The following is a 24,184-nucleotide window of genomic DNA, read 5'->3' as shown; positions in this document are numbered from 1 at the left end:
CCGATCCGCCGCTGCCCTTCGCCTTAAGCATAAAGCCGTGGTTCCGACCCCGGCGCGGCGGCCCGCGACAACAGGTCGAACATGTATTGCGCGACCGAGCGGAAGCAGACCAGCGTCATTTCGCCCTCGCCCGACACCCAGATCGCTGCGGCCACCTGTGCTGCCCGCGTGCGGCGAATATCGCCCGTGCGCAGCGTGCCGAAATCGACCGGGCAGAGTTTGGCCAAAGCATCGCCCGTCTGCGCGCCGGTCAGCGTAAACACCGCCCGCGCGTCCGATACATTGGCGACCGTGGCAAACTGACCTTCCAGCGCCCTTGCCAGCGACGCGGCCAATCCGGGAGCATCGGCATAGTCGCACAAGATCAGAAGCTCATCAGGCGACATCCAGGCTACCGCTTTGCCGTCTGACGCTTCCACCCGGCGCAGTGCCGGGACCGCGCAGCCCGTGGCATCCTTGACCGCGCCTGCCATGGCCGACAGATCGCCACGCAAAGTAATCATCCCGCGCAGGCCCGCCTCAGTGACCGTGACAAAGCCCTCATACCGTGCGCCGGGCAGGGCGCTTTGTGCCAGCTCAGACATTTTGCTTCGCCCCTTCCTTGTCATAGAGAACCGGGTCCACGATCCGCGCCTTTATGCGGGCGTCATTCGGCCCGGCAAATTCCAACACTTCGCCCATACGGTCGGGACCAAAGCGCACAAGCGCCATGGCAATGCCCCGCTTCAGCGTGGCCGAATAATAGGTCGAGGTGACGCGCCCCTCGGTTTCGGCCTGTTTGTTGGCGTTCTTGCCCCCGGTCACGGCCAGCGCGCCATGGGGCAAAACAGAGCCATCGAGCGTTTCCAGCCCCACCAGCTTCCAGCGGTCGGGGTGGATCATGGCCTCGCGTTCCATGCCGCGCTTGCCAAGGAAATCATCCTTCTTCTTGCTGATCGCCCAGTTCAGGTTCAGGTCTTGCGGAATGACCGTGCCATCGGTTTCATCGCCGATCATGATGAAACCCTTCTCGGCGCGCAGGATATGCAACGCTTCGGTGCCGTAAGGCATGACGCCCAGATCAGCCCCCTCGGCCAGCAGCTTGTTCCAAAACGCACGGCCTTGGCTTGCAGGCACGGCAATCTCGAAGCTTAACTCACCGGAAAAGCTGATGCGGAACACGCGCGCATCGAACCCACCCAGTTTGCCGTCGGTCCATTCCATGAATTTCAGCGCATCGGCGCTCACATTCATGCCGCCCAGCCGTTCCAGAAGCTGGCGCGCTTTCGGGCCGACCACGGCGATTTGCGCGTATTGTTCCGTCAGGTTGACGGTGTGAACCTTCCAGTCCCACCATTCGCATTGCAGCCAGTCTTCCATCCAGCCATGCACATGGTCCGCCCCGCCCGATGTGGTGTGCACCAGGAACGCATCCTCTGACAGCCGCGCCACGACACCGTCATCCATCAGGAAGCCGTTTTCGTTGCACATCAGCCCATAGCGGCATTTGCCGGGTTTCAGATTGCTCATCATATTGGTGTAGAGCATATCCATGAACCGCCCCGCATCCGGCCCGCTGACAAGGATTTTGCCAAGGGTAGAGGCGTCGAGCAGCCCGATATTCGTGCGTGCATTGGTGACTTCGCGGTTGACCGCCTTGTGCCGATCTTCGCCCGCGCGCAGGAAGGTATAGGGGCGGCGCCAATGGCCTACGGGCTCCGGGTCTGCGCCGTTCTGCTCATGCCAGTCTTGCAATGGCGAGCGGCGCAGCGGTTGGAACGTGCTGCCCGTTGCCTCACCCGCGATCGCGCCAATGGAAATGGGCGTGTAGGGCGGGCGGAAGGTGGTGGTGCCTGTGGCGGGAATGGGCTGGCCCAAAGCATCCGACAGAATTGCCAGACCGTTGATATTGCTTAGCTTCCCTTGGTCCGTGGCCATGCCCAAAGTGGTATAGCGTTTGGTGTGTTCCACGCTCTGATACCCCTCGCGCGCCGCAAGTTGCACGTCCGACACCTTCACATCGTTCTGGTAGTCCAGCCACATTTTCATGCGAAGATCGTATTCGGCATTGCGCGGCATCATCCAGACGGCGTCCATCGGGACCATGTCAGGGGCGTTGTCGGTGGCCGGGGTAGGGGCGTTGCCTGTGGCCCCGGTGGCTTTCGCCGCGACTACGCCCGCGTCATGCGCGCCATGCAGCACCGCGCCCAGATCGCCATTGGCCGCGCCACACACCGTCACGAAGCCCGTGCCATCCACGCCCAAGGGCGGGCGGTTGGCATCGGGGCGAAAGAAATGATGCGCGTCGTCCCAAAGCAATTTGCCGCCGCAATGCGACCACAGATGCACGACCGGCGACCAACCACCCGACATGGCGACGGCGTCGCAGTCGAAGACCTCGGTAAAGGCTGTGCCCTTGCTGTCGATGCGGCAGATCTCGACGCCCGTCACGCGTCTGCCGCCCTTGACCTTGCGAATGCCCTTGCCGGTCAGCACGGTAATGCCCGCCGCGCGCGCCTCTGCCACCAATGGGCCGTTCGCCTCTGCGCGGGCATCGACCACGGCAGGCACGCCGATTCCGGCGCGGCGCAGCGCTATGGCGGTGCGGTAGGCATCGTCGTTATTCGTGACCACGACCACGGATTGCCCCGGCGCGACCGCATAATTCACGACATAGTCGCGCACGGCGCTGGCCAGCATCACGCCCGGCAGGTCATTGCCCGCAAAGGACAAGGGGCGCTCTATCGCGCCCGTGGCCGTCACGATCTGGCCCGCGCGCATCCGCCACAGGCGGTGGCGGGGGGCGTCGATGTTTGGCGCGTGGTCGGACACACGTTCATAGCCCAGCACATAGCCATGGTCATGCAGACCCGCGCCCATGCAGCGCAGGCGTAGGTGGACGTTGTCCATGCCTTCCAGCCTGGCGACGGTCGCGGCAATCCATGTATCCGCATCCTGTCCGTCAATGGTCACGCCATCCACAGGCGCGCGACCGCCCCAATGCGCGGTCTGCTCCCATAGGGCCACGCGCGCGCCGGCCTCTGCCGCCGACAGCGCCGCTTGCAGGCCCGCAATCCCGCCGCCAATGACCAGCACATCGCAAAACGCGTAAAGCTGCTCGTAACGGTCGGGGTCGCGCGCGTCATGCGCGGGGGCTTTGCCAAGGCCCGCTGATTTGCGGATGATCGGCTCATACACATGCTTCCAGAACGCGCGCGGGCGCAGGAAGGTTTTGTAATAAAACCCGGCCGTCAGGAATTGCGGCACAAGGCTGTTCACCGCCAGCAGGTCAAAATCCAAGCTCGGCCAGTGGTTCTGAGTCTCGGCACTCAGCCCGTCGAAAACCTCGGTTGTGGTCACGCGCTGGTTCGGCTCATAGCGGTCGCCTTTGCCAAGACCTACAAGCGCGTTGGGTTCCTCGGCCCCGCTGGCCACAATCCCGCGCGGGCGGTGGTATTTGAACGACCGGCCCAGCAGGGTTTGCCCATTGGCCAGCAGGCTGGCCGCGAGCGTGTCGCCCGCATGGCCCTTCATATGCTTGCCGTTAAAGGTGAATTTCACATCACGGGCGCGGTCAATCAACCGGCCGCCGGTGGCAAGACGATGGCTCATGCGAACCCCTCCCAGTCAGGGCGTTTTGCCTTTATGGCGGCGACAATCTCGGCGGGCGGCTCAACTGTTTGCGCGCGGTAGGTGCCGAACACTTCCAGCGTCATGGTGCAGCGCGCGGCCAGAAACCACTTGCCGCAGCCATAGGCATGCCGCCAGCGTTCAAAATGCACGCCGCGCGGGTTCTTGCGGTTGAACATGTAGGATTCGTAATCGGCATCCGAAGACCCCGGACCGAAGCGCTTGAGATGCGCTTCGCCGCCCGGCGCGAATTCGGTTTCCTCGGCAGTGACGCCGCAGCAGGGGCATGTCAGCAGTAGCATGGCGCGCCTTTCATGGAGCGCGCTAGCCTGCGCGCCTTATTCGACGGGGATGGAATAGGCTTGTGGGGCGCTGGACAGGTTGCTGTCCGACAGCCCACCGATGCGCGGGGCAAGGACAAGCCCCGCGACCAGAAGCGGGATGAGAATACCAAAGGCAAGGCCGCCCACGCGCTGCGGGTTGCGCAGGATGGCATCGGCAAATCGGGTGATGAAGGTGAAACGCATGGCACTGTCCTCTGTTCCGTCCGGGACATAGATAAGGACGGATGCGGCCATGTCACCCCCAAGGGCGTGGAATTGCGCGGAAAATGGCCGGTCCGCAAGCGTACTCCGCTGACATTTGTGCTATCTAAAAGCTGCATGTGTTCAAGCTCCCAATTTTGAGCGAACAAACGCACCAATCGCCGAAGCCCCAGACTAGGGTTCCACTGACCAAGAGGTATCCCTCAAAAGGTGTTAGATAGCTTCTTTGTGCAGCGTGGTTCATGTTGTCTATGTTGTCAGCACTCAAAAAGGTGAAAAAGCCGGTCCATTGCGAAACAAAGAAGAGCAGAACCACAAGAAATACGGAGAGGGCCCCAGCACGCACAAAGAACTCAGTGTTATGAACAAGGTCCGACCAAAGTGCAGCGATGTAAACCAAAGATGCCATCAGCACCGACGTCCAAGCGATTGCCTTGAGAGCTTTTGGAATTTGTTTGCTCTGGTTCATCAGTGCGCCACCCCCGCCGCCACGCTTTCATCAATGAAGCGCCCTTCGCGGAAGCGATACATGCTGAACGCCTCGGCCAGCGGTCCCGGTTCACCCTTGGCAACCAGTTCGGCCATGGCATAGCCTGACCCCGGCGTCGCCTTGAACCCGCCCGTGCCCCAGCCGCAATTGATGAAGCAATTGCCCAAGGGGGTTTTGGAAATGATGGGCGAGCGGTCGCCGGTCATGTCCACGATCCCGCCCCATTGGCGCAGCATCTTGAGCCGTGAAACCATCGGGAAGGTCTCGACCAAGGCGCGCACGGTTTCCTCTATGTGGTGCCACGACCCGCGCTGCGTGTAGTTGTTGAACCCATCCGCGCCGCCGCCGATGACCATTTCGCCCTTGTCGGATTGCGACATGTAGCCATGCACGGTGTTGGCCATGACGACCACATCCATGCAGGGCTTGATGGGTTCCGACACCAGCGCCTGCAACGCCACCGATTCCACCGGCAGGCGGAAGCCCGCCATGTCAGCCAGCGCGCCCGAATGGCCCGCGACCACGATGCCCAGCTTTTTGCAGCCGATGGTGCCCTTGGTGGTGTTGACTGCCGTGACCTCGCCGCCCACGGATTCGACGCCTGTGACAGCGCATTGCTCTATCACATGCATGCCCATGTCAGAGCACGCCCGCGCATAGCCCCATGCCAGCGCGTCATGCCGCGCGGTGCCCGCGCGCGCTTGCCAGAGCGCGCCCAGAACCGGGTAGCGCGGGCCGTCAAGGTTGATGATCGGCACCAGCTTTTTCACCTCGGCGGGCGAGATGAAGCGCGTGTCCACGCCTTGCAGCGCATTGGCGCGTTCGGTGCGCAGGTAGCCGCGCTTTTCGTGTTCCGTCTGCGCCAGCATCATCACGCCGCGCGGGCTGAACATGACGTTGTAGTTCAGGTCCTGCGACATGGTTTCAAACAGGCTGCGCGATTTTTCATAGATCGCCGCTGATGGGTCTTGCAGATAGTTCGAGCGGATGATTGTCGTATTGCGGCCCGTGTTCCCGCCGCCCAGCCAGCCTTTTTCAATGATCGCCACGTTCTTGATGCCGTAACGCTTGCCAAGGAAATAGGCCGTGGCCAAGCCATGCCCGCCCGCGCCGACGATGATGACATCATAGGATGCGCGCGGTTCCGGGCTGGCCCAGGCGCGGCCCCAGCCGGTGTGCTGGCGGAACGCCTCTCGGGCGATGGCAAAGGCGGAATAGTGTTTCATGGGCGGGCACTCCGAGCTCTTGCTGTCTTCTGGACCAGCGGCGCGCCGCGCGGTTATCCAGAAACGTCATGTTCAGGGCGAAAACCGAAATCGCCCCTTTGGCGCGGCGCATGGTCGCAATTGGGGGGCTGCTGACGCGGCTGTGACCCGTTTTCGCTTTTGCGCGGCCTTCTGTAAGGTTACAGAACCCTAGAAGAAACGTGAAGGGCGACCACATGACAATTGGCCAGATCGCAGGTTTCGGGGTGATGGTCCTGATGGTTGGTATCGTGTTGTGGCGCGCGGTGCTGCGCGCGGGCAATCAAAGCGATACCGCCAATGGGTATGAGCGCGCCATGCGGGTGTACCGCGACCAGTTGACGGAAATTGACCGCGACCTGGCGCGCGGAATCATCGTGGCGGACGAGGCCGAGCGCACCAAGCTGGAAGTGCAGCGCCGTGTTCTGGAACTGGACCGCACGGCACGTGGCGACCTGGGCAGCGGTGAAGCCGGTCCGCGCATGGTTGCGATGGGCGTCGTGGTGCTGGCCCTGATCGGGGGCGCGCTGCTGTATTTCAGCGTTGGGTTGCCAACATATCGCGACATGCCGTTGATGGAACGCCACGCGCAGGCGCAAGACGCGCGCGCGAACCGTCCCGGACAGGCAGAGCTGGAAGCCAGCTATGCCGAAGCCTTCCCCGGCCCGTTCGATTTTGAGGGCCGCGACCAGTTGGAACCTATGGTGCAACAGTTGCGCGAGGCGCTTGTCACCCGGCCAGAGGATGTGAACGGCTTTCGGTTGCTGGCGCGGAACGAGGTGCGGCTGGGCAATTTCCGCGCCGCTATTGAAGCACAGATACGCGTGGTGGACTTGTCGGGTGAGCGCGTGCCGGTGGACGAACTGGCTTATTTGCTGGACCTTATGGCGCTTGGAACGGGGGGGATTGTTTCGCCCGAGCAGGAAGCCGTGATTGAGCGTATCCTGCGGAGCGATCCGGAAAACCCGATAGCGCTTTACTATTCCGGGCGGCTTTACGCCCAGACGGGGCGCCCCGATCTGACCTTCCGCCTATGGCGGCGCCTGCATGATGTCAGCCCGCCCGATGCGCCCTGGCTGGAAGAAATTCGCGCGGCGCTGCCGGAACTTGCGCAGATTTCGGGCGCGCCCCGCTATCAGTTGCCACCGCCCCCCAGCCCGCGCGGGCCGTCTGCCGAAGACATAGAGGCCGCGCAGGATATGACGCCGGAAGAGCGTCAAGAGATGATCGCGGGCATGGTTGATGGCATGTTGGCACGTCTGGCAAATGAGGGCGGTAACGCGCAAGACTGGGCGCAGCTTCTGCGCGCGATGGGGGTTCTGGAGCGGCGCGAACAAGCCACGGCCATCCTGCAAGAGGCGCGCACGATCTTTGCGGCAGACGCGCAGGCGCTGGCAATGATAAATGACGCCGCCCGCGCCGCCGGGCTGACCGCAGAGTGAGCACGCTTTTCGACGACATGACCGAATTTGCCGCTGCATTGCCGCCCATGCGGGCGCTCGCGGGGCTGGACTTGGGCGACAAGACGATTGGTGTCGCGGTGTCGGACCGCATGCTCTCTATTGCCTCGCCCTTGCAGACAATCCGGCGCAAGAAATTCGGGCTGGATGCCACGGCATTACTCGACATTCTTGAGGCGCGCGAGATTGGCGGGATTATCCTTGGACTGCCGCGGAATATGGACGGGACCGAGGGACCGCGCTGCCAATCCACGCGTGCCTTTGCGCGCAACTTGTCGCGCCTGACCGATCGTCCCATCGGGTTCTGGGATGAGCGCCTGTCCACCGTTGCCGCCGAGCGCGCGCTGCTAGAGGCCGACACGTCCCGACGTCGCCGGGCAGAGGTGATTGACCATGTTGCCGCCGGAGTCATCCTGCAAGGCGCTTTGGACCGTCTTGCAGTGATGCGGAGCGGGTAAGGGGTTTCTTTTTCACGGTCGCGGTCTTACGTCGATCTAACCACAATTTCAGGGCCGCCCCATGACCGACCACATCTGGAAACGCGACGAAGTGCAAAGCCCTTGCGTAAAAATTTGCATCATCCATCCCGAGGCGCGGCTTTGCACTGGGTGCCTGCGGTCTTTGGATGAAATTGCCGGATGGTCGCGGATGGCTCCTGCCGAGCGCCGTGCGATCATGGATGAATTGCCAAGCCGCGCGCCAGAGTTGAAGAAACGGCGCGGCGGTCGCGCGCGCGTGCGTTCTCTGGATTGAAAAACAGCGCGAGGGGCAGTCCCTCGCGCAGTTTGTCTTACGCGGCACGAAGCTGTGCGTCGCGTTTTGATTTGGCCTTGCTGGTCTGCTTGCTCTCACCCTCTGTCACCAAGGCGTCATGCAGCGCCTTGATCGCGGTGTCCATCTGGTCGCGCGGCAACAGGAATTGCACTTCGATCCGGCGCAAACCCTGCTGGGCGGCCAAGGGGCGCAGCCCGGCAGTTTCCAGCGCCTGTAATCCGCGCGACAGGACCAACACTTCTGACAGGTCCGAGCCAATAACCGCAACCATGGCCAGCGCGCGGGTGCTTATCTCTGCATTCGGATAGGCTTTCTGCACCTCTTGCTCGGCGCGCCGCAGGGCTTTCAAAGACCCGTTAATGTAATGCGTGATCGTGTTCGCGTTCGACTGTTTCGAAACGATCCACAGGTTATGCCGCGTCAGCGCCGACAGGATGGTCGCGTCATAGCCTTTGACGCCAACCATGTCCGGCTCATGCACTTCAAACCCTTGGACAGGCAGCCCTGTCACCATCTCGACGCGATTCGCCTCGCCGCCTTCCGGCCCGATCAGCGTGCCCGGATCGTCGGGCTCGAACGCGTGTTTCACGCGCAACGGCACATCGGCACGGCGCAGCACGCGCGCTGCATTGGGGTGGATCGCTTCCATGCCCAAATTCGACAATTGGTCGGCCACGTCATAGCTGGTGCGGCCAATCTTGCGCACGGCATCGACCCCGACGATCTTGGGGTCGGCAGATGACAGGTGGAATTCCTTGTGGATGATCGCCTCTGCGGCGGCGGTCTGCGCCGCCAGATGGGCGAACACCACTTCGGAATAGCCCCGGTCATATTCGCGCATCAGCCCTTCAGAGCATTGCGCGTAGCCAGTCACGATGGGCAATTCGGCAGACAGGTCTATCCCCGCCATTGCCTGCGTCAACCGCTCAGCCAGCGAGGGGTTGCCCTCATCCCGCCAGCCCGACAGATCCACGAAACGGGCGTTCACGCCGTTGCGTTGCAGCAAAAGCGTGGTGACAAAGGCCGAATGCGCCTCACCCATGCCTGACAACAATTCCCGGAGCGTCATCATTTGCTGGTCAATGCGGAAATGCCCGTAGCTGCCAAGGCGCTGCAAATCCAGCATACAGGCGCGTGCGCCTTCCATGCGGTCGCGCACGAAGGCATCGGCGCGTTCACGGTCGCCGTCATGGGTCAGAATGCCCGCGTGGGTCGCGCACATGCTGTCAGCGGTGTCGCGCAACGCATCCACCCAACCCGCGCCGCTATCATCAACGGCGAAGCGTGCGTAAATGCCGGGTGATCCGGTTTTCTTGTGTTCCAGCAGCTTGTTGGTGATGCCACCAAAGGCCGACACCACGAAGACGCGATTATAGATTGCGTCCGCGTCATGCAGGAACAGGGCGTCCACCAATTCGGTGGCGCGGCTCATGCAGGTGCCGCCGATTTTCTCGACTGTATGGGTCATGGATATGTTGGCGGGTGGCTTTTCACCCCCGCCACCTGTTTTACGAATTTTCCAGCGCGTAGGAACCGTCTTCGCGGTGCACTTCGTTGCCGGTGATCGGCGGGTTGAAGCAGCAGGCAAAGACCATTTCCGTTTTGCAGCGCAGTGTGTGCTTGTCGTTCTGATCCAGCGCATACATCACGCCGGGGCTCAGTTCGTGCACTTCGCCGGTGGCAAGGTCTTCGATGCTGCCTTCGCCAGAGATGCAATAGACGCTCTCGAAATGGTTCTTGTAATGGAACGTGTGTTCCGACCCCGCCTCGATGGTGGTGATGTGGAAAGAAAACCCCATTCCGTCATTCGCCAGCAGCAGGCGGACGGATTCCCAGCGCTCTGCGCCAACACGGCGCTCGGTGGTTTTTTCCTTGTGAAAGTCACGAATTATCATGCGCGTTACTCCGCTGCAATTTTTGTTGCCGGACGATGAACCTGCACTGCGGCTTCCAGCACGTCCAGACCTTTGGCGAACTGGTCTTGTGGGATGGTCAGCGGCGCAAGCACCTTGACCACCTCATCATGCGCGCCAGAGGTCTCGATAATTAGACCGTGCTGGAAACAGGTGGCGCAGATTGCCGCCGCCATCTCGCCGCAGCCAACATCTATACCTTGCATCATGCCGCGCCCCTTCAAGCTGGCACCGGGGATAACATTGGCTATCCTGCGCAGGCGCTCGGTCAGGAAAGCGGCCTTGGCCTCCGTTTGCTTCTGGAACGCATCATCGCTCCAGAACTTTTCCAGTGCCACACGGGCGGTGACAAAGGCATGGTTGTTGCCACGGAAGGTGCCGTTATGCTCTGCCGGTTTCCACACGTCCAGATCAGGGCGGATCAGCAGCGCCGCGAAGGGCAGGCCCATGCCCGACAGCGATTTCGCCAGCGGGATAAGGTCTGGCTGGATGCCCATGCCTTCAAAGCTGAAGAACGGACCGGTGCGGCCAATGCCTGCCTGGATGTCGTCCATGATGATGAGCGCACCATGTTCGCGGGCAAGCTCTTGCAGGCCTTTCAGAAACTCGGCAGAGGCCGCGTTCAGGCCGCCTTCGCCCTGCACAGGTTCGATCAGAAAAGCCGCAGGCGCGTCGATGCCGCTGGACGGATTGGCCAGCATTTCCCGGATAAGCGCAAGACTGTCGACACCTTCCATCGCGCCTTCATAAGGCATACGCACCACACCCGACAGTGCCATGCCAGCGCCGCCACGCTTGCCGGCATTGCCGGTCGCGGCAAGTGCGCCCATGGTCATGCCATGGAACCCGTTGGTAAAGGCGACGATGGTTTCGCGCCCGGTGGTTTTGCGCGCCAACTTCATCGCAGCTTCGACCGCGTTGGTGCCAGTCGGGCCGGTGAACATGAATTTGTAATCCATGCCGCGCGGTTCCAACACAATCCGCTCGAACGCGTTCAGGAAATCTGCCTTCGCCGTGGTGTGCATGTCCAGCCCATGCGCCACGCCATCGGCCATGATATGCTCCAGCAGAGCGGCTTTCATGTCGGTGTCGTTATGGCCATAGTTCAGCGACGAACATCCGGCCAGAAAGTCGGTATACTCGCGGCCATCAGCATCGGTCAGGGTGGCGTTTTGCGCCTTGGTAAAGCTGACCGGAAACGAGCGGCAATAGCTGCGCGCTTCAGATTCGCGGCGGGTGTAGATATCGGTCATGGCTGCATCAGTCATGCTGTGTCCTTTCAGAAATGTTGGTTCAGAGGCTAGGGGCGGGGGCGCAATGCGCGCCCCTCAGGCGACTAGCCGCAGCCGCTTGCGCGGCAGGTCAATAGAGACCAGATGTTCGGTCGCGTGTTCACCATTCAGATGCGCGTCGCGCTCGTAATGAGGTGCGTCCGACAGCGAGGCACCCCTGTCGCGAGCAAAGCTGCGGAACAAACCCCAGCTTGCGTCATTGCTGCGGGTGATCGTGGTTTCCAGCTTGGTCACATTCGCACAGGCAGGGCGCTGCAACAGCGCGCGCAGCATCCGCTTGCCAAGGCCAAGGCCCCGCGCATCGGCATGGACGGCAACTTGCCACACAAAGATCGTGTCAGGTGTTTCAGGGGGTATATGGCCGGAAATCCAGCCCAGCACCTCGCCACCGCGTTCGGCCAGGATGCAGGTTTCTGCAAAGTGGTCACACTGAACCAGGTTCATATACATTGAATTCTGATCCAGCGGCGCACATTCCGCCACCAACTGCCAGACGGATGCACCGTCAGCTTTGGTCGGCTTGCGCAGATGCAGAAGATCCTGCGTGTCGGCTTGATCGAATGTCACGTCTTTCGCCATGGAAATGCTGACCCCTGTTATTTCGTTCTGCATAACATATGGTATTGAATTTAATTTATCAACCCGAAGTATGTGGGGTGCTTTTCGAAACTTAAAATATTGAAATAAAATCATAATTTAAGAGAATGGCGCGAACTAGAGTTCGCAAAGCAAAGTTTTTTCTCAGCAGTGAAAAATTGTTAAGAAAACTAAATTTTAGGTGGTGACTTGTCATTCGCGCCGGCTAAGGGCATTATCAACAAGTGTTTTTCTGGAGGCTGTGGTGATTGAACGCTCATCCGATACCTTGATCGCGTTGCGGCGCATCTTGCACACGTTGGAAGGCAATGAGCGTGCCATGGCGCGGGCGTCGGGTTTGACGCAAGCGCAACTTCTGGTGTTGCACACGCTACGCCGTAAGGGACAGGAAATGCCGCGCGACATTGCACGCGCGCTGGGCGTGGGGCAGGCGACGATATCGGTTCAGATTGACCGGCTGGAAGCACGCGGATTGGTCCGGCGCGAGCGGCGTCAGGCCGATCGTCGGGCGGTCTGGGCTATCCTGACCGATGCCGGGCGCAGCTTGCTGGAGCAGACGCCAGATCCGTTGCATGACCGTTTCACCAAACGCTTCGAACAACTGGCCCCGTGGGAACAAGCAATGCTGCTTGCGGCAACGGAGCGGCTCTCGATGTTGTTCGATGCGGAAAACACAGTGCCACTTCCCGCGGCGGAAGCGGCCGCAGATGGAACTGCGCGCGCCTCCTGACGCGGCAAAACCTGCCTTACAGATTTGCTATTGCAGATATTGCATCGGATCGACGCTGTCCTGCCCATTGCGCACTTCGAAATGCAGAAAGCTGGGATCGCCCGCAGCAACCTTTGCAATCGTCTGTCCGCGTGACACGCGCGCGCCCCTCTCAACGGCCAGCGTGTCGATGTTGGCGTAGACTGTCAGCACGTTGTTGGCATGACTTAGCACAAGGATATTCACCCCGGTCGTGGTCTTGGTGATGGCGGCGACGGTGCCCGACTGCGCGGCGCGCACATTGGTGCCTGCGCTGGCCGCAATCCCGATCCCGTCGTTGCGCCCCGGCGCATAAGCCCGGATGATGCGCCCATCTACCGGCATGGCAAAACTGGTGGCCGCCGCAGGTTCGGTGCGTTCCTGCGCCAATTGCGGCGAAGGCGGGCGCGCGTCTTCGGCCTCTTGCGCCGCGACTTGGGCCGGTGGCGCTGGTTCCGGCATTGGGGTAGAGGCCGAGGGTGGCGGCGGTGTTGGACTACCGCTGCCCGGCTGCGTCACCGGCGCGACAGCCGGCGCGCGATCCAGTTGCGCCGCGACCGGGATCATCAGAACCTGCCCCTCGCGCACCTCCATTTCGGGGCTAAGCCCGTTCCAGTCAGCCAGCGCGCGCGGGCTTACGTTATACAGTCGGGCGATTTGGAACGCCGTTTCGCCGCGTTCGACCCGGTGGCGTGTCGGCTGTGGGCCGTCTGTTCGGGCGGCCGGAGCGGGAGACTCGGCGCCGCCTTCTGCGCGGTTGATCGCTGTTTCGGCAAGCGTGGTTACAGCAATCCCACTGTTCGTCTCAAGTTTACGAGGCAGGGCAAGGATCTCACCCGGGCGCAGTTTGGTGTCTGGGGTCAGCGCGTTGTAACGCGCCAGATCCACCGGGTTTTCGCCCAAGCGCTGCGCCACGGTCTGCACCGTGTCGCCGCCGCGTGCAACCACGACTTGATAATCGGGATAAGTGATAATTCCGCGCGCGTCGGCCCGTGGACGGTCAGCACTTATCTGCCGCGCGGCATCGGCGGTCGAAAACCCGTTGGCGGCGCTGCGCATGTCCATGTCGAAATCGGAACATGCGGTCAGTCCCAAAATGGCGGTTGCGGTCAGTATCAAGACCGGGCGTGTCTGTTGCATGTCCCAAAACCTTCTGCTCTGACGCGATGGCCGTTCCGGCTCTGATCGTGGCGGGGTCAACCCAGCCCCTCGACAAGAGGGACAAATCGCACGGCGCGCAATTCCTCATACTCGAATCCAGTGTCTTGTCTATGCACACGGATCAAGTTCTGAACTGTGTCCGACTGACCAACCGGGACGACCATGATACCGCCAATTTTAAGTTGCGCCAAGAGAGGGCCGGGAGGGTCCTCTGCCGCCGCGGTCACGATGATGCGATCAAATGGCGCCTGGTCGGGCAATCCGTGCGACCCGTCGCCCACGATGCAGGTGATATTCACCAACCCAAGCGCATCGAACACGCCTTGCGCCTGCCGGGCCAAGGCCCGATGCCGCTCGACCGTGTAGACGCGCCGTGCCAATTGACTGAGGATCGCGGCTTGGTAGCCCGACCCGGTGCCTACTTCCAACACCTTGTCGCGCGGTCCGAGGTCCAGCGCCTCTGTCATCAGCGCCACCACAGAGGGCTGGCTTATGGTTTGCCCACAGGCAATTGGCAGGGGCGTGTCTTCATAGGCCCGCTCGCGGAACAGGCCGGTCAAAAACGCCGAGCGGTCGATCTTTTCCATCGCGGTCAAAATACGCGCATCGGTCACACCGCGAGAACGCAGGGTGTAGATGAAACGCATCCGCGCTTCCATCTGGTCGGGCGCGTCATTCATTCAAGCGCCTTTCGGACATCGTCCAGCGCATCTTCCGCGGTCAGGTCGGCGCGCATGGGTGTGACAGAGATATACCCGTCCAGATTGGCCGCCGCATCGGTTTCCGGCGCCGTGGGCATGTGCTGCGGGCCGCCCTTGATCCACAAAAACCGGCGGCCAGAGGGCGACATCTGCGGTTCCACCCCGAAAAACGTGTCCTTGCGGTAGCCTTGGCGAACCACCTTGGTGCCTTTGACCGCATCGCGCCCGATAGGCGGGAAATTCACGTTGTAGAACAGGCGATAATCCTGCTCGTCCCACGGTGCTTTGTCCAAAAGTGCGCGCACCACGGCCTCGCCATGGCCGATCGCGGCGTCGAAGGGCGTTGGCAGGTTTTCCGTCTCTGGCCCCATGAATTGCGACAAGGCAATCGCGGGGAGGCCCTGTAACGCGGCCTCCATAGCGCCGCCGACCGTGCCGGAATACAGCACGTTTTCAGCTGCGTTATTGCCCCGGTTCACGCCCGACAGCACCAGATCGGGGCGCGCGCCTTGCAACACGTCGTAAAATCCGGCCAGCACACAATCGGCGGGGCTACCTTCGGCAGCATAGCGGCGATGCTCCAGCTTGCTCAGCAACATCGGGTGCGTATAGCTGATGCAATGGCCCACGCCCGATTGCTCGAAAGCAGGGGCGACGACCCAGACCTCTCCCTCTGGCCCGGCGATGCGTCCCGCGATATCTTCCAGAACCTTCAGGCCGGGTGCATTGATCCCATCGTCATTCGTCACCAGAATTCGCATCTTCGCCCCGTCTTTGCGCCTGTTTCTTGCTTAGTGCAGGCCGGGCGGGGCGACAAGGGGTGTAGGCCATTGACCAAGCCGCGCGCGCGGCATATGCGCAACCCCGATGCGGATGGCTGGATGACCGCGGAGGTGCAAGCCTTCGAGGAAAGTCCGGGCTCCATGAAGCGACGGTGCCGGGTAACGCCCGGCCGGGGCAACCCGAGGGATAGCGCCACAGAGAACAAACCGCCATGCATGCATGGTAAGGGTGAAACGGTGGGGTAAGAGCCCACCGCGGGACGGGCAACCGGACCGGCACGGCAAGCCCCACCGGGAGCAATGCCGAATAGGGACTTCACGCGGGTCCGGTCCCTTTGGGATACCGCCGCAGGGCCGCTTCAGCCCGAGGTCCGGGTTGGCAGCTTGACCCTCGTGCGCAAGCACGGGGGCAGATGAATGGTCATCCAGGGGGCCTTGGCCCCCGGACAGAACCCGGCTTACAGGCCATCCGCATCTTTACGCGTTCTAAACTTGATAGCTTTAGGATGGTCCGAAACATTACGTTCGGGCACTCATGCAAGAATTACCGTCTGGTTCACTGGGTTTGGGTGCAAAGCCACTTGGTATAGCGTGCTGGCGCATCACGCCTGCTCGTTTTGTGGCACTCGCTTGGTCGCTTGAATGGGCTTTGGCGCTTGCAGCTATGGTCGTTGCGGCCTTCGCGTTCGGTCTTGCTGATATGGCGCTCGCAAAGGCCGGTCCGGCTCTGGCGCTTGGGGTATCGGGCCTGTCGTTGGGCTTTATGTCCGCACGCCCCGACCCGGCAGCGCCGTTGGGTGGCTATGACACCCAGAAGGGTGCCCGGCTCTGGGCCATGCTGGCGGCGTTTGCGGCGGGCGGGTGGATGACCCTGCATGTGCCGGGGTTTGCCATCTGCGCCGCTGGGGCAAGCATGGCGGCAGTCTGGCGACTCGGGCTTTTGCCGTTGTCACGGGGCGGCGTGCTGCGGGGGCGGATCGGGTTGCGCGTGGTGATCGCGGGGGGCGGTGCCGAAGCGCAACCGACACTCGAACATCTGGCCCGATTACGCCGGCAGGGCGTTCGGGTGCTGGGGCTGTTCGATGACCGCGATGGCGCGCGCTCACCGCCCTTGCAACTTGGCGTGCCGCGGCTGGGCACCATGGCCGACCTTCCGGATTTTATCGCGCGGCAGGCCGTCGATATCGTCATTGTCACCATGCCGCCCCGCGCCGAAGACCGCATTATGCAAATCCTTGCCCCGCTTTGGGTGCTGCCGGTAGATATCCGGCTGGCCCCACATGACAGCAAGCTGGGGCTGCGCCCGCGCTCGTATCGCTGGCTGGGTGAATTGGCGCTGCTGGACCTGTTCGACCGCCCGCTGCGGGGGCGTGACGCGGTCTTCAAACGCGCCTTCGACCTTGTGCTCGGCGTGCTTCTGACCTTGCTGGCGCTTCCGCTGATGGCGCTGCTTGCGCTGGCCATCCGGCTGGACAGCCCCGGCCCGGTCCTGTTTCGCCAGCGCCGCGAAGGCTATGTCGGCGCACCCTTTACAGCGCTCAAATTCCGTAGCCTGCACCATGCCCAGCGTGATGACCGCGCGCTCGTCCCCGTGGCCCGTGCAGATGCCCGCATCACCCGTGTCGGTCGGTTCCTACGCCGCAGTTCATTGGACGAATTGCCGCAACTTTTCAATGTATTGATTGGTGATATGTCGCTTGTCGGGCCACGCCCACACGCTGTCGGCGCGCGCAGCCACGATCTGGAATTCGCCGCTGTGGCCGCAGGCTATGCCGCCCGTCACAAGGTGAAGCCGGGCCTGACCGGCCTTGCACAGATCCGGGGTTTCCGGGGTGCGGTTCTTCGGCCCGAAGATATCCGCCGCCGCCTTGCCTGCGATCTGGATTATATTGACGATTGGTCGCCTTGGCTTGACATACGCATCCTTGTTCTGACGTTGCCCGCAGTTCTGGGCGGTGAGAACGCGTATTGACTCAAGCTTCCCCCGATAAGAACGGCCCAAGCCGGGACAGGCCAAAGCCTCAACGGATGATCACATCATCCGGGCGCCCCAGCCCCAGAACATCGCGCGCGCGCTCGTCAAGCAGGTCCAGATCCAAAAAATCATCCGACAGCCGCGTGGTCTTGTTCTGAAGCTGCGACAGCTCCACCTGCAACCTGTCACGACGTTGCACCAATTCGGAACTCTCCGCCTGCACCTGAACACGATTGAACAGCCCAAAGCTGCCTTGCACCGCCGCAAAAGTGAAATATAGCGCCAGAACAAGCGCAGTTCCGAAAAAGAAGAGCGCCCCGATGGCCGGGCGTGGTTTGCGCATATGTTATCCTGCTCGTCCGTAAGACTGCGCCGGTTCTTAACCGGCCCTTTTCCGCCATTATGCCACAGGACGCCGCGCGCGGGAATCCCTCAGGACAGGAAAATTCCCGCAACCACCATCATCAACCCAAGGGTCGACACGGCCAGCGCGGCAAAATTCACCAGCACGGCTTTTTGCATCCGCGCCCGCATCGTAGCCTCGTCAAGGGTCGCGCGGCGCAGGCGGATAACATACAGAATGCACCAAACCAACCCGGCAACCCCGGCAAGCGAGACGACCGCGCCGGCCCAGACGATCATGTCCATAGCTCAGTCCTCCAAGGCGGCGACGCCGGGCAAGGTCTTGCCTTCCAGCCATTCCAGGAACGCGCCCCCGGCGGTTGAAACATAACTGAAGCGGTCTGCCACACCTGCTTTGTTCAAGGCCGCGACCGTATCGCCACCACCCGCAACCGAGACAAGATGCCCGGCTTCGGTAAGCTCTGCCGCAGCGCGGGCGGCGGCGTTGGTCGCCATGTCGAAGGGCGCGATCTCGAATGCGCCCAGCGGTCCATTCCAGACCAAGGTCCGGCAGTCGCCCAAAAGCTTGGTAATCGCCGCGACAGTGTCAGGCCCGGCATCCAGGATCATGGCGTCGGCCGGGCACTCATTGATCGGCACGGTTTCGTATGCGGCACCGGCGGCGAATTCGCGCGCGACGACAATATCGCAGGGCAGATGGATTGTGCATCCCTGCGCCGCGGCGCGGTCAAGAATGTCGCGCGCGGTGTCGGTCATATCGCGCTCTGCCAGCGATTTGCCGATCTCGACATCTTGCGCCACCAGAAACGTGTTCGCCATGCCGCCGCCGATAATCAGGTGGTCCACCCGTCCAATCAGGTTTGACAGCAGGTCCAGCTTGGTCGAGACCTTGGCCCCGCCAACCACCGCAGCCACCGGGCGTTCCGGCTTGTCCAATGCTTTTTCCAGCGCTGTCAACTCGGCTTCCATCAGGCGACCGGCGCAGTTCAGCATCAACTCCGCCACCCCCGCGGTAGAGGCATGCGCGCGATGCGCAGCCGAGAATGCGTCATTTACGAAGACATCCCCCAGCGCCGCCATGCCGGCCGCCAGCATCTTGTCGTTCTTTTCCTCGCCCGCGTGAAAGCGGGTGTTCTCCAGCAGCAGCACATCGCCGGGTTCCATGGCCGCGACCGCTTTCTTGGCAGGTATGCCTATGCAATCCTCGGCAAAGGCCACGGGTTTTCCCAACGCCGCTTCCAGCGCCGGGCGAACCAGTGACAGCGACATTTCGGGCACGCGCTGGCCCTTTGGCCGGTCGAAATGCGCCAAAAGCACCGCCTTGCCGCCCGCTTGCGTGATGTGTCGGATCGTGGGCAAAATACGCTCGATCCGTGTTGCGTCTGTCACGCGGCCATCGGCCATCGGCACGTTGATATCAACGCGCACAAGCGCCGTGCGGCCAGCGAAATCTATGTCTTCAAGCGTTTTGAAAGCCATCTTTACCCCCGGCAAACCTTTCGGCCTATGTGGCGCGAAAGCAGGGGGCGGGTCAATGCCAGACGCCCGTTGAATTGGGGGTGGAAGGTGGGCGGATCGCATGGTCTGACCCCGTATATTGCCCAGCCGGGCAATCTAAAGACCCCGGCCATTCTGACCATCACGTCCACGCCGGAGCGTCGCAACAGGGCTTTCCATGCCTGCTCTCGCGCATTAGGTTGCCCCCATATCTGCAACAGGAGCGCCCAGATGGCCGAAATCAAAGACCCCGAAAACACCATCCTGATGGAATTGAAGGACGGCACCGTTATCATCGAATTGCTGCCCGATGTGGCCCCTGGCCATTGCGCACGCATGAAGGAACTGGCCCGTGCCGGCAAATACGACAACGTGGTGTTTCACCGGGTGATCGACGGGTTCATGGCGCAGACCGGCGACGTGGCCAACGGCAATACCGAGGTTAACTACACCCCCGGCCGCTGCGGCACCGGCGGGTCGGACTTGCCAAACCTGAAGGCCGAATTCTCGGGCGTGCCGCATGACCGGGGAACGCTGGGGGCGGCGCGGTCGCAAAATCCAGACAGCGCAAATAGCCAGTTCTTCATCAATTTTGGCGATAACCACTTCCTGAACCGCCAATACACGGTCTATGGCCGCGTGATATCGGGGATGGAACATGTCGATGCCATCACGCGTGGTGAACCGCCTGCAAGCCCCGACAAGATGCTGTCGGTCAAGGTGGCCGCCGATGCGTGACAAGCTGATCTTCGCGGGGCTTTTCGCGGCGGGTCTGGCGATTTTGGGCGCGTCGTGGTGGAACCTGAACGCTGTCAGCGCCCAGACCGCCGAAGTGCCTGCCGACCATGACGGTCCGGTCATGGTGATAGAGGTGGCGGGTGAAGCCAGTGGCACCATGCGCATTGCCTTGCGCGACGATCTGGCACCTGCGCATGTGGAACGCATCGTGACGCTGGCAGAGCGCGGCGATTATGACGGCGTGGTGTTCCACCGTGTGATTGAGGGGTTCATGGCGCAAACGGGCGACGTGGAAAATGGTCGCGCTGACGGGAATCCCCGGTTTTGGGGGATGGGCGGGTCGGACCTGCCCAACCTGCAAGCCGAGTTCTCGGACCAGAATTTCGCACGCGGTGTGGTCGGCATGGCACGTTCACAAAACCCAGATTCTGCAAATAGCCAGTTCTTCATCATGTTTACGCCAGCGCCGCATTTGAACGGGCAATATACCGTGGTTGGCCAGTTAATCGATGGGTATGATGTTCTGGATGCCATCAAGCTTGGCACCGGTGGAAACGGCGCGATTGTGGGTGAACCCGACCGTATGGAACGCGTCACGATCGAACGCTAAGATACTGCGATTGAATTAAAAAGGCCGGGCGTTTTGCCCGGCCTTTTCCGTTTCATGGGCGTAAGATCACTGAGCGGGCGCGCGTTCACGCATCATCGATTCCAGTTGCGCAGCAATTTCCGGGTCAGTGCTGGCGGCTTCGCCGATGGCGACATATTCCTCAAGGCCAATCCCTTCGGCATTCTCGATGGCTTGCACAATCGCAGCATTTGCCTCTTCGATAAGGGCTTGTTGAGCTGTTTCATCTTCAATCGTCTGAAGCTGTGCAACATAGGTATTGCGCACCTCGTCGACGGCCAAAGCGGCCATGACGAAAGAGTCCAGCTTCCCCTCTTCTTGCACAAGTACGGCTCCGTCTGGCGGCGTTTGAGCCAGCACTGCGGGTGCTGTCCCAAGGGCAAGTCCAGAGGCCAGCACTGCGGCTGTAAGAGTCGTTTTGAAGGTCATTTAGTCTCCTGTCCTGCGCGGGTCAGTCCGCGACTGCGAAGGAGGTAGGGGACACGAGAGAGGCATGCAAATACGGGCGGCAGAAAAATGCCGATCTAGCCCAACAGCTTTACGCCGCGGCTAAGGCCATCAAGCGTCATGGGCACCATGCGCCCCTCGAAAATCTGGCCGATCATCTGGGTCGATTGCGTATAGCGCCAATGCGCTTCCGGCGCCGGGTTGATCCACAGGGTGTCGGGCCATTGCAGCCGCGCCCGCTCCAGCCAGACTTGGCCCGCGTCTTCGTTCCAATGCTCATTCGCGCCACCGGGCAGGGCAATTTCATAGGGCGACATGGCCGCATCGCCCACGAAAATGCACTTCCAGTCGCTGCCATAGCTGCGCAGCAAATCCCATGTGGGCAGGCGTTCGGTCCAGCGCCGGGCATTGTCGCGCCAGACGAATTCGTACAGGCAGTTGTGGAAATAGAAATGCTCCATATGCTTGAATTCGGCCCGCGCGGCGCTGAACAGATCTTCAACAGCCTGCACATGGTCGTCCATGGACCCGCCGATATCCAATAATAGCAATACCTTGACCGCGTTGCGCCGCTCTGGCCGGGTTTTCACATCCAGCCAGCCTTGTTCGGCGGTCGCGCGGATCGTGCCGTCAAGATCCAGCTCTTGCGCCGCACCATCGCGCGCCCATTTGCGCAACCCTTTCAGCGCCACCTTGATATTACGTGTCCCAAGCTCGCGGTCACCATCCAGGTCGCGGAACTCGCGCTTGTCCCAGACCTTGACCGCCCGTCTGTGGCGCGAGCGGTCCTGCCCGATGCGGACGCCTTCGGGGTTGTAGCCGTAGGCCCCAAAGGGCGATGTGCCCGCCGTGCCCACCCATTTGTTGCCGCCCTGATGGCGCTCTTTCTGTTCTTCCAGACGTTGTTTCAACGTCTCCATCAACCTGTCGAAGTCGCCAAGCGACTGGATCTCGGCCATTTCCTCGGGCGAGAGCGTCTTTTCTGCCAGCTTTTCCAGCCAGTCGCGGGGCAGGTCCATCGCCTGCACCATGTCGTCGAAGCTGATCGCCTCCAGCCCTTTGAAGCTTGCGGCAAAGGCGCGGTCGAACCGGTCCAGATGGCGTTCGTCCTTCACCATGGCGGCGCGGGCCAGATAGTAGAATCCGTCAATGTCATAGGTTGCCAGCCCTGCCAGAACCGCTTCCAGAAAGCCCAGATATTCGCGCGGGCTGACCGGCACCTGATGGGCGCGCAGTGACTGAAAGAAGGGCAGGAACATGGGGTTAAAGCACCTTTTCAAGCCCAATCGTAATGAACAGCCCCAAAAGCGCCCCGGCGATTGCTCCGACACCTGCGTATTGTGCGATATCCATCCGGTTGCCGCCCAGTTTGCGGGCCTTGCGCCACCCCAAAATCGCCCCAAGAATCATTCCAGCGATCACGATCATGCCTTTGTGCCTTTCAGGTTCATGGCGCGCCCAGCAGCGCGATTTCGTCGCGCCGCGCGGTCGCGGCCTTGTCAGAGCCGAAGCCATACAGCGCGAACGGGGTCGCGTCACGGCGCAATCGCGCGGCCTCGGTGGTATTTCCCTGCGCAGCAAGTGCCTGCGCGCGCAGTAACATGAGTGAGGACAAAAGCGCCCCGTTCTCTGCTTGACGGGCCGCGCGCATGGCGCGCGCAGTCAGGCCTAGCACATCCGAATATTGCTTGACCCCCAGCGCTTGTGCCGCAAGGTGCAGGTCGACATAGGCTTGTGCTTTGGCCCCGTCGGGAAGTGCGCCATATAAATTCGAGGCTTGGATTAACGCTTCCAATGCGTCTGCGCCGCGTGCTGGCGGGGCAAAACGGGCCACAAGAAACAGGCTGAAGGCCAGTCGCGCATCCTGCCAGCCTGCCTCTACGGCAAGGCCCAGTGCGCGGGCCGCTTGCTGGTAGCTGCGCGAGGGGCGTGGCGAGGACAGCGCGTCTTCGATGGCTTGCACCCAGTCGCGCGCGTTCGCGGCAGGGGCGCTGGCCGCCCCGCCTTGCCCGCGCGGGTTCAAGCGGGCCAGAATGGCGGGCAGGCGGCGCGCGACCTCTGCCTTGGTCATCCCCGACCGCAAGGCAGGATCATTCCAGACCCGCAGCACCAACATGTCATAGCCGGTCAGCACGGTCTGGAAATTGTCATCATTCCAGACGGTTCCGGCAATGCGATACAGGTCGTTCAGCGGGCCAAGCGCCTGGCCTATTTCTTCATGCAGGCAATCGCGCATTTCCTGCACGGTGGCATCGGAGGGCGCGACGACCAGAGCGCGGTCGCGCTCTATGATCTCGGCCCAGTTCAGACCCGGTCCGCGCAGCGCCGCGCGAAACTCGGCCCAAGAGGTAATATTCGGCACCACGAAGCAACTGGCCTCGGGCACAGTGCGGCGCATTGTGGCACGCGGCACGAATTCGACGGTAATGTTGGCCGGCTCGGCTTGCCGTTGAATGTCCAGCCCGGCTTCGGTGCGCAGCCGCGTCAACAGGCGGTCGGTTTCAGCAGCGGCCAATGGCGGCAGGCGGCCCGTCAAGCGCAGCGTAATTGGGCCTTCGAAGCGGGACAGGCGCGGGATCTCGCGCCCCGATTCCAGTTGAAAGCCAAGTTCAAGGATGTCTTGCACCATCTGGCCATTGGCCACCTGCGTCGGTTGTGGCTGGGGTGCCCCGAACAGGGTTTGCGAGCTAAGCGCGCGGGTTTGAAGCGCCATGTCGGGCACAGGGCCGTCCACGGAAAGTGGCGCGCAGCCTGCAAGCAGCAGTGCAAAGGCCAGCGCATGCCTCATGTCGGGCGGACATATTTGATAAAGGGTGTCCACTGCCCGACGCGGTCATAAAGCTGGCGCGCGTCTGTATTGAAGTGTTGCGTCGTCCAGTAGACAGAAGGCCGCCCGCGCGCATCCGCCAGCGCGTAGACCGCTTCTATCAACGCGCGACCGACACCCCTGCCGCGCGCATCTGGCATGGTGAAAAGGTCTTGCAGATAAGTTACCCCTTCGGGCCGCCAACAATGCGCGTGGAACACTATATGCGCAAGGCCGAGCAAGCGGCCCCCGTCATCGGCCACCAGCCCGCACATGTCCTTTTCCAACAGCAGCGCAGCAAAGGTTGCATCATAGGTTTCTGGCGGCAGGGTGGTTTCGTAAAACTCCAGATAACCGCGCCAGAGCGCATCCCATTGAGAACGATCAGCTTGTGCCAGCGGGCGAATATCCATC

Annotated in this window: 28 protein-coding genes and 1 other RNA gene; 8 read left to right on the top strand and 21 right to left on the bottom strand. The window is 61.7% G+C overall.

Annotated elements, in window-relative coordinates:
- Positions 1-23: 23 nt before the first annotated feature.
- From M3N55_RS04300 to M3N55_RS04275, 6 genes are all read right to left on the bottom strand, one after another.
- A complete protein-coding gene (locus M3N55_RS04300; RefSeq protein WP_249056745.1) occupies positions 24-584 on the bottom strand; it encodes a sarcosine oxidase subunit gamma in 561 nt (186 codons plus the stop codon).
- Positions 577-3,591, bottom strand: coding sequence for a sarcosine oxidase subunit alpha family protein (locus M3N55_RS04295; protein WP_249056744.1), 3,015 nt, complete (start codon positions 3,589-3,591; stop codon positions 577-579). The genes M3N55_RS04300 and M3N55_RS04295 overlap by 8 nt, the downstream gene beginning before the upstream one ends.
- Positions 3,588-3,911 carry a sarcosine oxidase subunit delta gene (locus M3N55_RS04290; RefSeq protein ID WP_249056742.1) on the bottom strand — a complete coding sequence of 108 codons (324 nt, stop codon included), beginning with the start codon at positions 3,909-3,911 and terminating at the stop codon, positions 3,588-3,590. The genes M3N55_RS04295 and M3N55_RS04290 overlap by 4 nt, the downstream gene beginning before the upstream one ends.
- 36 nt (positions 3,912-3,947) lie before the next feature.
- The gene (locus tag M3N55_RS04285; RefSeq protein WP_249056738.1) at positions 3,948-4,187 is read right to left on the bottom strand and encodes a hypothetical protein; all 240 of its coding nucleotides are present in this window, start codon (positions 4,185-4,187) and stop codon (positions 3,948-3,950) included.
- Between the two features lie 73 nt (positions 4,188-4,260).
- Positions 4,261-4,623, bottom strand: a complete 363-nt coding sequence (locus M3N55_RS04280; RefSeq protein ID WP_249056737.1) for a hypothetical protein — start codon at positions 4,621-4,623, stop codon at positions 4,261-4,263.
- A complete protein-coding gene (locus M3N55_RS04275; protein WP_249056735.1) occupies positions 4,623-5,870 on the bottom strand; it encodes a sarcosine oxidase subunit beta family protein in 1,248 nt (415 codons plus the stop codon). The genes M3N55_RS04280 and M3N55_RS04275 overlap by 1 nt, the downstream gene beginning before the upstream one ends.
- Positions 5,871-6,085: 215 nt before the next feature.
- Here M3N55_RS04275 and ccmI point away from each other — a divergent pair, with 215 nt between their 5' ends.
- The 3 genes from ccmI to M3N55_RS04260 all read left to right on the top strand — a co-directional run bounded on the left by ccmI (position 6,086) and on the right by M3N55_RS04260 (position 8,101).
- The gene (gene ccmI / locus M3N55_RS04270; protein WP_249056733.1) at positions 6,086-7,330 is read left to right on the top strand and encodes a c-type cytochrome biogenesis protein CcmI; all 1,245 of its coding nucleotides are present in this window, start codon (positions 6,086-6,088) and stop codon (positions 7,328-7,330) included.
- Between the two features lie 17 nt (positions 7,331-7,347).
- Positions 7,348-7,806 carry a Holliday junction resolvase RuvX gene (ruvX, locus tag M3N55_RS04265; protein WP_249057140.1) on the top strand — a complete coding sequence of 153 codons (459 nt, stop codon included), beginning with the start codon at positions 7,348-7,350 and terminating at the stop codon, positions 7,804-7,806.
- Between the two features lie 61 nt (positions 7,807-7,867).
- Positions 7,868-8,101, top strand: coding sequence for a DUF1289 domain-containing protein (locus M3N55_RS04260; RefSeq protein ID WP_249056732.1), 234 nt, complete (start codon positions 7,868-7,870; stop codon positions 8,099-8,101).
- A 37-nt stretch (positions 8,102-8,138) separates the two neighbouring features.
- On the opposite strand, the gene M3N55_RS04255 is transcribed toward M3N55_RS04260, so the two are convergent.
- Genes M3N55_RS04255 through ectA form a run of 4 tightly spaced genes read right to left on the bottom strand, consistent with a single transcriptional unit; the run spans position 8,139 to position 11,906 of the window.
- Positions 8,139-9,590, bottom strand: coding sequence for an aspartate kinase (locus tag M3N55_RS04255; RefSeq protein WP_249056731.1), 1,452 nt, complete (start codon positions 9,588-9,590; stop codon positions 8,139-8,141).
- Between the two features lie 40 nt (positions 9,591-9,630).
- A complete protein-coding gene (locus M3N55_RS04250; protein WP_249056729.1) occupies positions 9,631-10,017 on the bottom strand; it encodes an ectoine synthase in 387 nt (128 codons plus the stop codon).
- A 5-nt stretch (positions 10,018-10,022) separates the two neighbouring features.
- The gene (gene ectB, locus M3N55_RS04245) at positions 10,023-11,303 is read right to left on the bottom strand and encodes a diaminobutyrate--2-oxoglutarate transaminase (protein ID WP_428982592.1); all 1,281 of its coding nucleotides are present in this window, start codon (positions 11,301-11,303) and stop codon (positions 10,023-10,025) included.
- A gap of 60 nt (positions 11,304-11,363) precedes the next feature.
- The gene (ectA, locus tag M3N55_RS04240) at positions 11,364-11,906 is read right to left on the bottom strand and encodes a diaminobutyrate acetyltransferase (RefSeq protein WP_249056727.1); all 543 of its coding nucleotides are present in this window, start codon (positions 11,904-11,906) and stop codon (positions 11,364-11,366) included.
- A 262-nt stretch (positions 11,907-12,168) separates the two neighbouring features.
- Between ectA and M3N55_RS04235 the strand changes: the two genes are divergently transcribed.
- Entirely contained in the window at positions 12,169-12,654 is a 486-nt protein-coding gene (locus tag M3N55_RS04235; protein ID WP_249056725.1) for a MarR family winged helix-turn-helix transcriptional regulator, read from the top strand.
- Positions 12,655-12,681: 27 nt separating this feature from the next.
- Here the strand turns inward: M3N55_RS04235 and M3N55_RS04230 are convergent, their stop codons facing one another.
- Genes M3N55_RS04230 through surE form a run of 3 tightly spaced genes read right to left on the bottom strand, consistent with a single transcriptional unit; the run spans position 12,682 to position 15,295 of the window.
- The gene (locus M3N55_RS04230; protein WP_249056723.1) at positions 12,682-13,812 is read right to left on the bottom strand and encodes a peptidoglycan DD-metalloendopeptidase family protein; all 1,131 of its coding nucleotides are present in this window, start codon (positions 13,810-13,812) and stop codon (positions 12,682-12,684) included.
- A gap of 56 nt (positions 13,813-13,868) precedes the next feature.
- Complete coding sequence (locus tag M3N55_RS04225) at positions 13,869-14,513, bottom strand: protein-L-isoaspartate(D-aspartate) O-methyltransferase (RefSeq protein WP_249056722.1); 645 nt, start codon at positions 14,511-14,513, stop codon at positions 13,869-13,871.
- Positions 14,510-15,295, bottom strand: coding sequence for a 5'/3'-nucleotidase SurE (surE, locus tag M3N55_RS04220; RefSeq protein ID WP_249056720.1), 786 nt, complete (start codon positions 15,293-15,295; stop codon positions 14,510-14,512). The genes M3N55_RS04225 and surE overlap by 4 nt, the downstream gene beginning before the upstream one ends.
- Before the next feature lie 108 nt (positions 15,296-15,403).
- On the opposite strand from surE, the gene rnpB reads away from it, so the two are divergent.
- Both rnpB and M3N55_RS04210 read left to right on the top strand, forming a co-directional pair.
- Positions 15,404-15,793: RNase P RNA component class A (rnpB, locus tag M3N55_RS04215), an RNA gene on the top strand.
- A 142-nt stretch (positions 15,794-15,935) separates the two neighbouring features.
- Positions 15,936-17,288, top strand: a complete 1,353-nt coding sequence (locus M3N55_RS04210; RefSeq protein ID WP_249056718.1) for an exopolysaccharide biosynthesis polyprenyl glycosylphosphotransferase — start codon at positions 15,936-15,938, stop codon at positions 17,286-17,288.
- Positions 17,289-17,337: 49 nt separating this feature from the next.
- Here M3N55_RS04210 and M3N55_RS04205 read toward each other — a convergent pair whose 3' ends face one another.
- The 3 genes from M3N55_RS04205 to M3N55_RS04195 all read right to left on the bottom strand — a co-directional run bounded on the left by M3N55_RS04205 (position 17,338) and on the right by M3N55_RS04195 (position 19,133).
- A complete protein-coding gene (locus M3N55_RS04205; protein ID WP_249056714.1) occupies positions 17,338-17,634 on the bottom strand; it encodes an FtsB family cell division protein in 297 nt (98 codons plus the stop codon).
- 89 nt (positions 17,635-17,723) lie between these two features.
- A complete protein-coding gene (locus M3N55_RS04200) occupies positions 17,724-17,939 on the bottom strand; it encodes a hypothetical protein (RefSeq protein ID WP_249056702.1) in 216 nt (71 codons plus the stop codon).
- 3 nt (positions 17,940-17,942) lie between these two features.
- Positions 17,943-19,133: a phosphoglycerate kinase gene (locus tag M3N55_RS04195; protein WP_249056700.1), complete on the bottom strand. Its 1,191-nt coding sequence runs from the start codon at positions 19,131-19,133 to the stop codon at positions 17,943-17,945.
- Between the two features lie 249 nt (positions 19,134-19,382).
- Between M3N55_RS04195 and M3N55_RS04190 the strand changes: the two genes are divergently transcribed.
- Positions 19,383-19,889: a peptidylprolyl isomerase gene (locus tag M3N55_RS04190; RefSeq protein ID WP_249056698.1), complete on the top strand. Its 507-nt coding sequence runs from the start codon at positions 19,383-19,385 to the stop codon at positions 19,887-19,889.
- Complete coding sequence (locus M3N55_RS04185) at positions 19,882-20,499, top strand: peptidylprolyl isomerase (protein WP_249056696.1); 618 nt, start codon at positions 19,882-19,884, stop codon at positions 20,497-20,499. The genes M3N55_RS04190 and M3N55_RS04185 overlap by 8 nt, the downstream gene beginning before the upstream one ends.
- Before the next feature lie 66 nt (positions 20,500-20,565).
- On the opposite strand, the gene M3N55_RS04180 is transcribed toward M3N55_RS04185, so the two are convergent.
- The 5 genes from M3N55_RS04180 to M3N55_RS04160 form a co-directional block, all read right to left on the bottom strand.
- Positions 20,566-20,946, bottom strand: a complete 381-nt coding sequence (locus tag M3N55_RS04180; RefSeq protein ID WP_249056694.1) for a DUF4168 domain-containing protein — start codon at positions 20,944-20,946, stop codon at positions 20,566-20,568.
- Positions 20,947-21,041: 95 nt separating this feature from the next.
- Positions 21,042-22,223, bottom strand: a complete 1,182-nt coding sequence (locus M3N55_RS04175) for a vWA domain-containing protein (protein WP_249056691.1) — start codon at positions 22,221-22,223, stop codon at positions 21,042-21,044.
- A gap of 4 nt (positions 22,224-22,227) precedes the next feature.
- Positions 22,228-22,392 carry a hypothetical protein gene (locus M3N55_RS04170; protein WP_249056689.1) on the bottom strand — a complete coding sequence of 55 codons (165 nt, stop codon included), beginning with the start codon at positions 22,390-22,392 and terminating at the stop codon, positions 22,228-22,230.
- Positions 22,393-22,411: 19 nt separating this feature from the next.
- Complete coding sequence (locus M3N55_RS04165; protein WP_249056687.1) at positions 22,412-23,752, bottom strand: DUF2927 domain-containing protein; 1,341 nt, start codon at positions 23,750-23,752, stop codon at positions 22,412-22,414.
- Positions 23,749-24,183, bottom strand: coding sequence for a GNAT family N-acetyltransferase (locus M3N55_RS04160; RefSeq protein ID WP_249056685.1), 435 nt, complete (start codon positions 24,181-24,183; stop codon positions 23,749-23,751). The genes M3N55_RS04165 and M3N55_RS04160 overlap by 4 nt, the downstream gene beginning before the upstream one ends.
- Position 24,184 lies beyond the last annotated feature (1 nt).

The organism is Roseinatronobacter domitianus, assembly GCF_023336755.1.
Lineage (GTDB): Bacteria > Pseudomonadota > Alphaproteobacteria > Rhodobacterales > Rhodobacteraceae > Roseinatronobacter > Roseinatronobacter domitianus.
The sequence above is the reverse complement of the archived record's forward strand: the minus strand, read 5'-3'. Positions and strand labels throughout refer to the sequence as shown.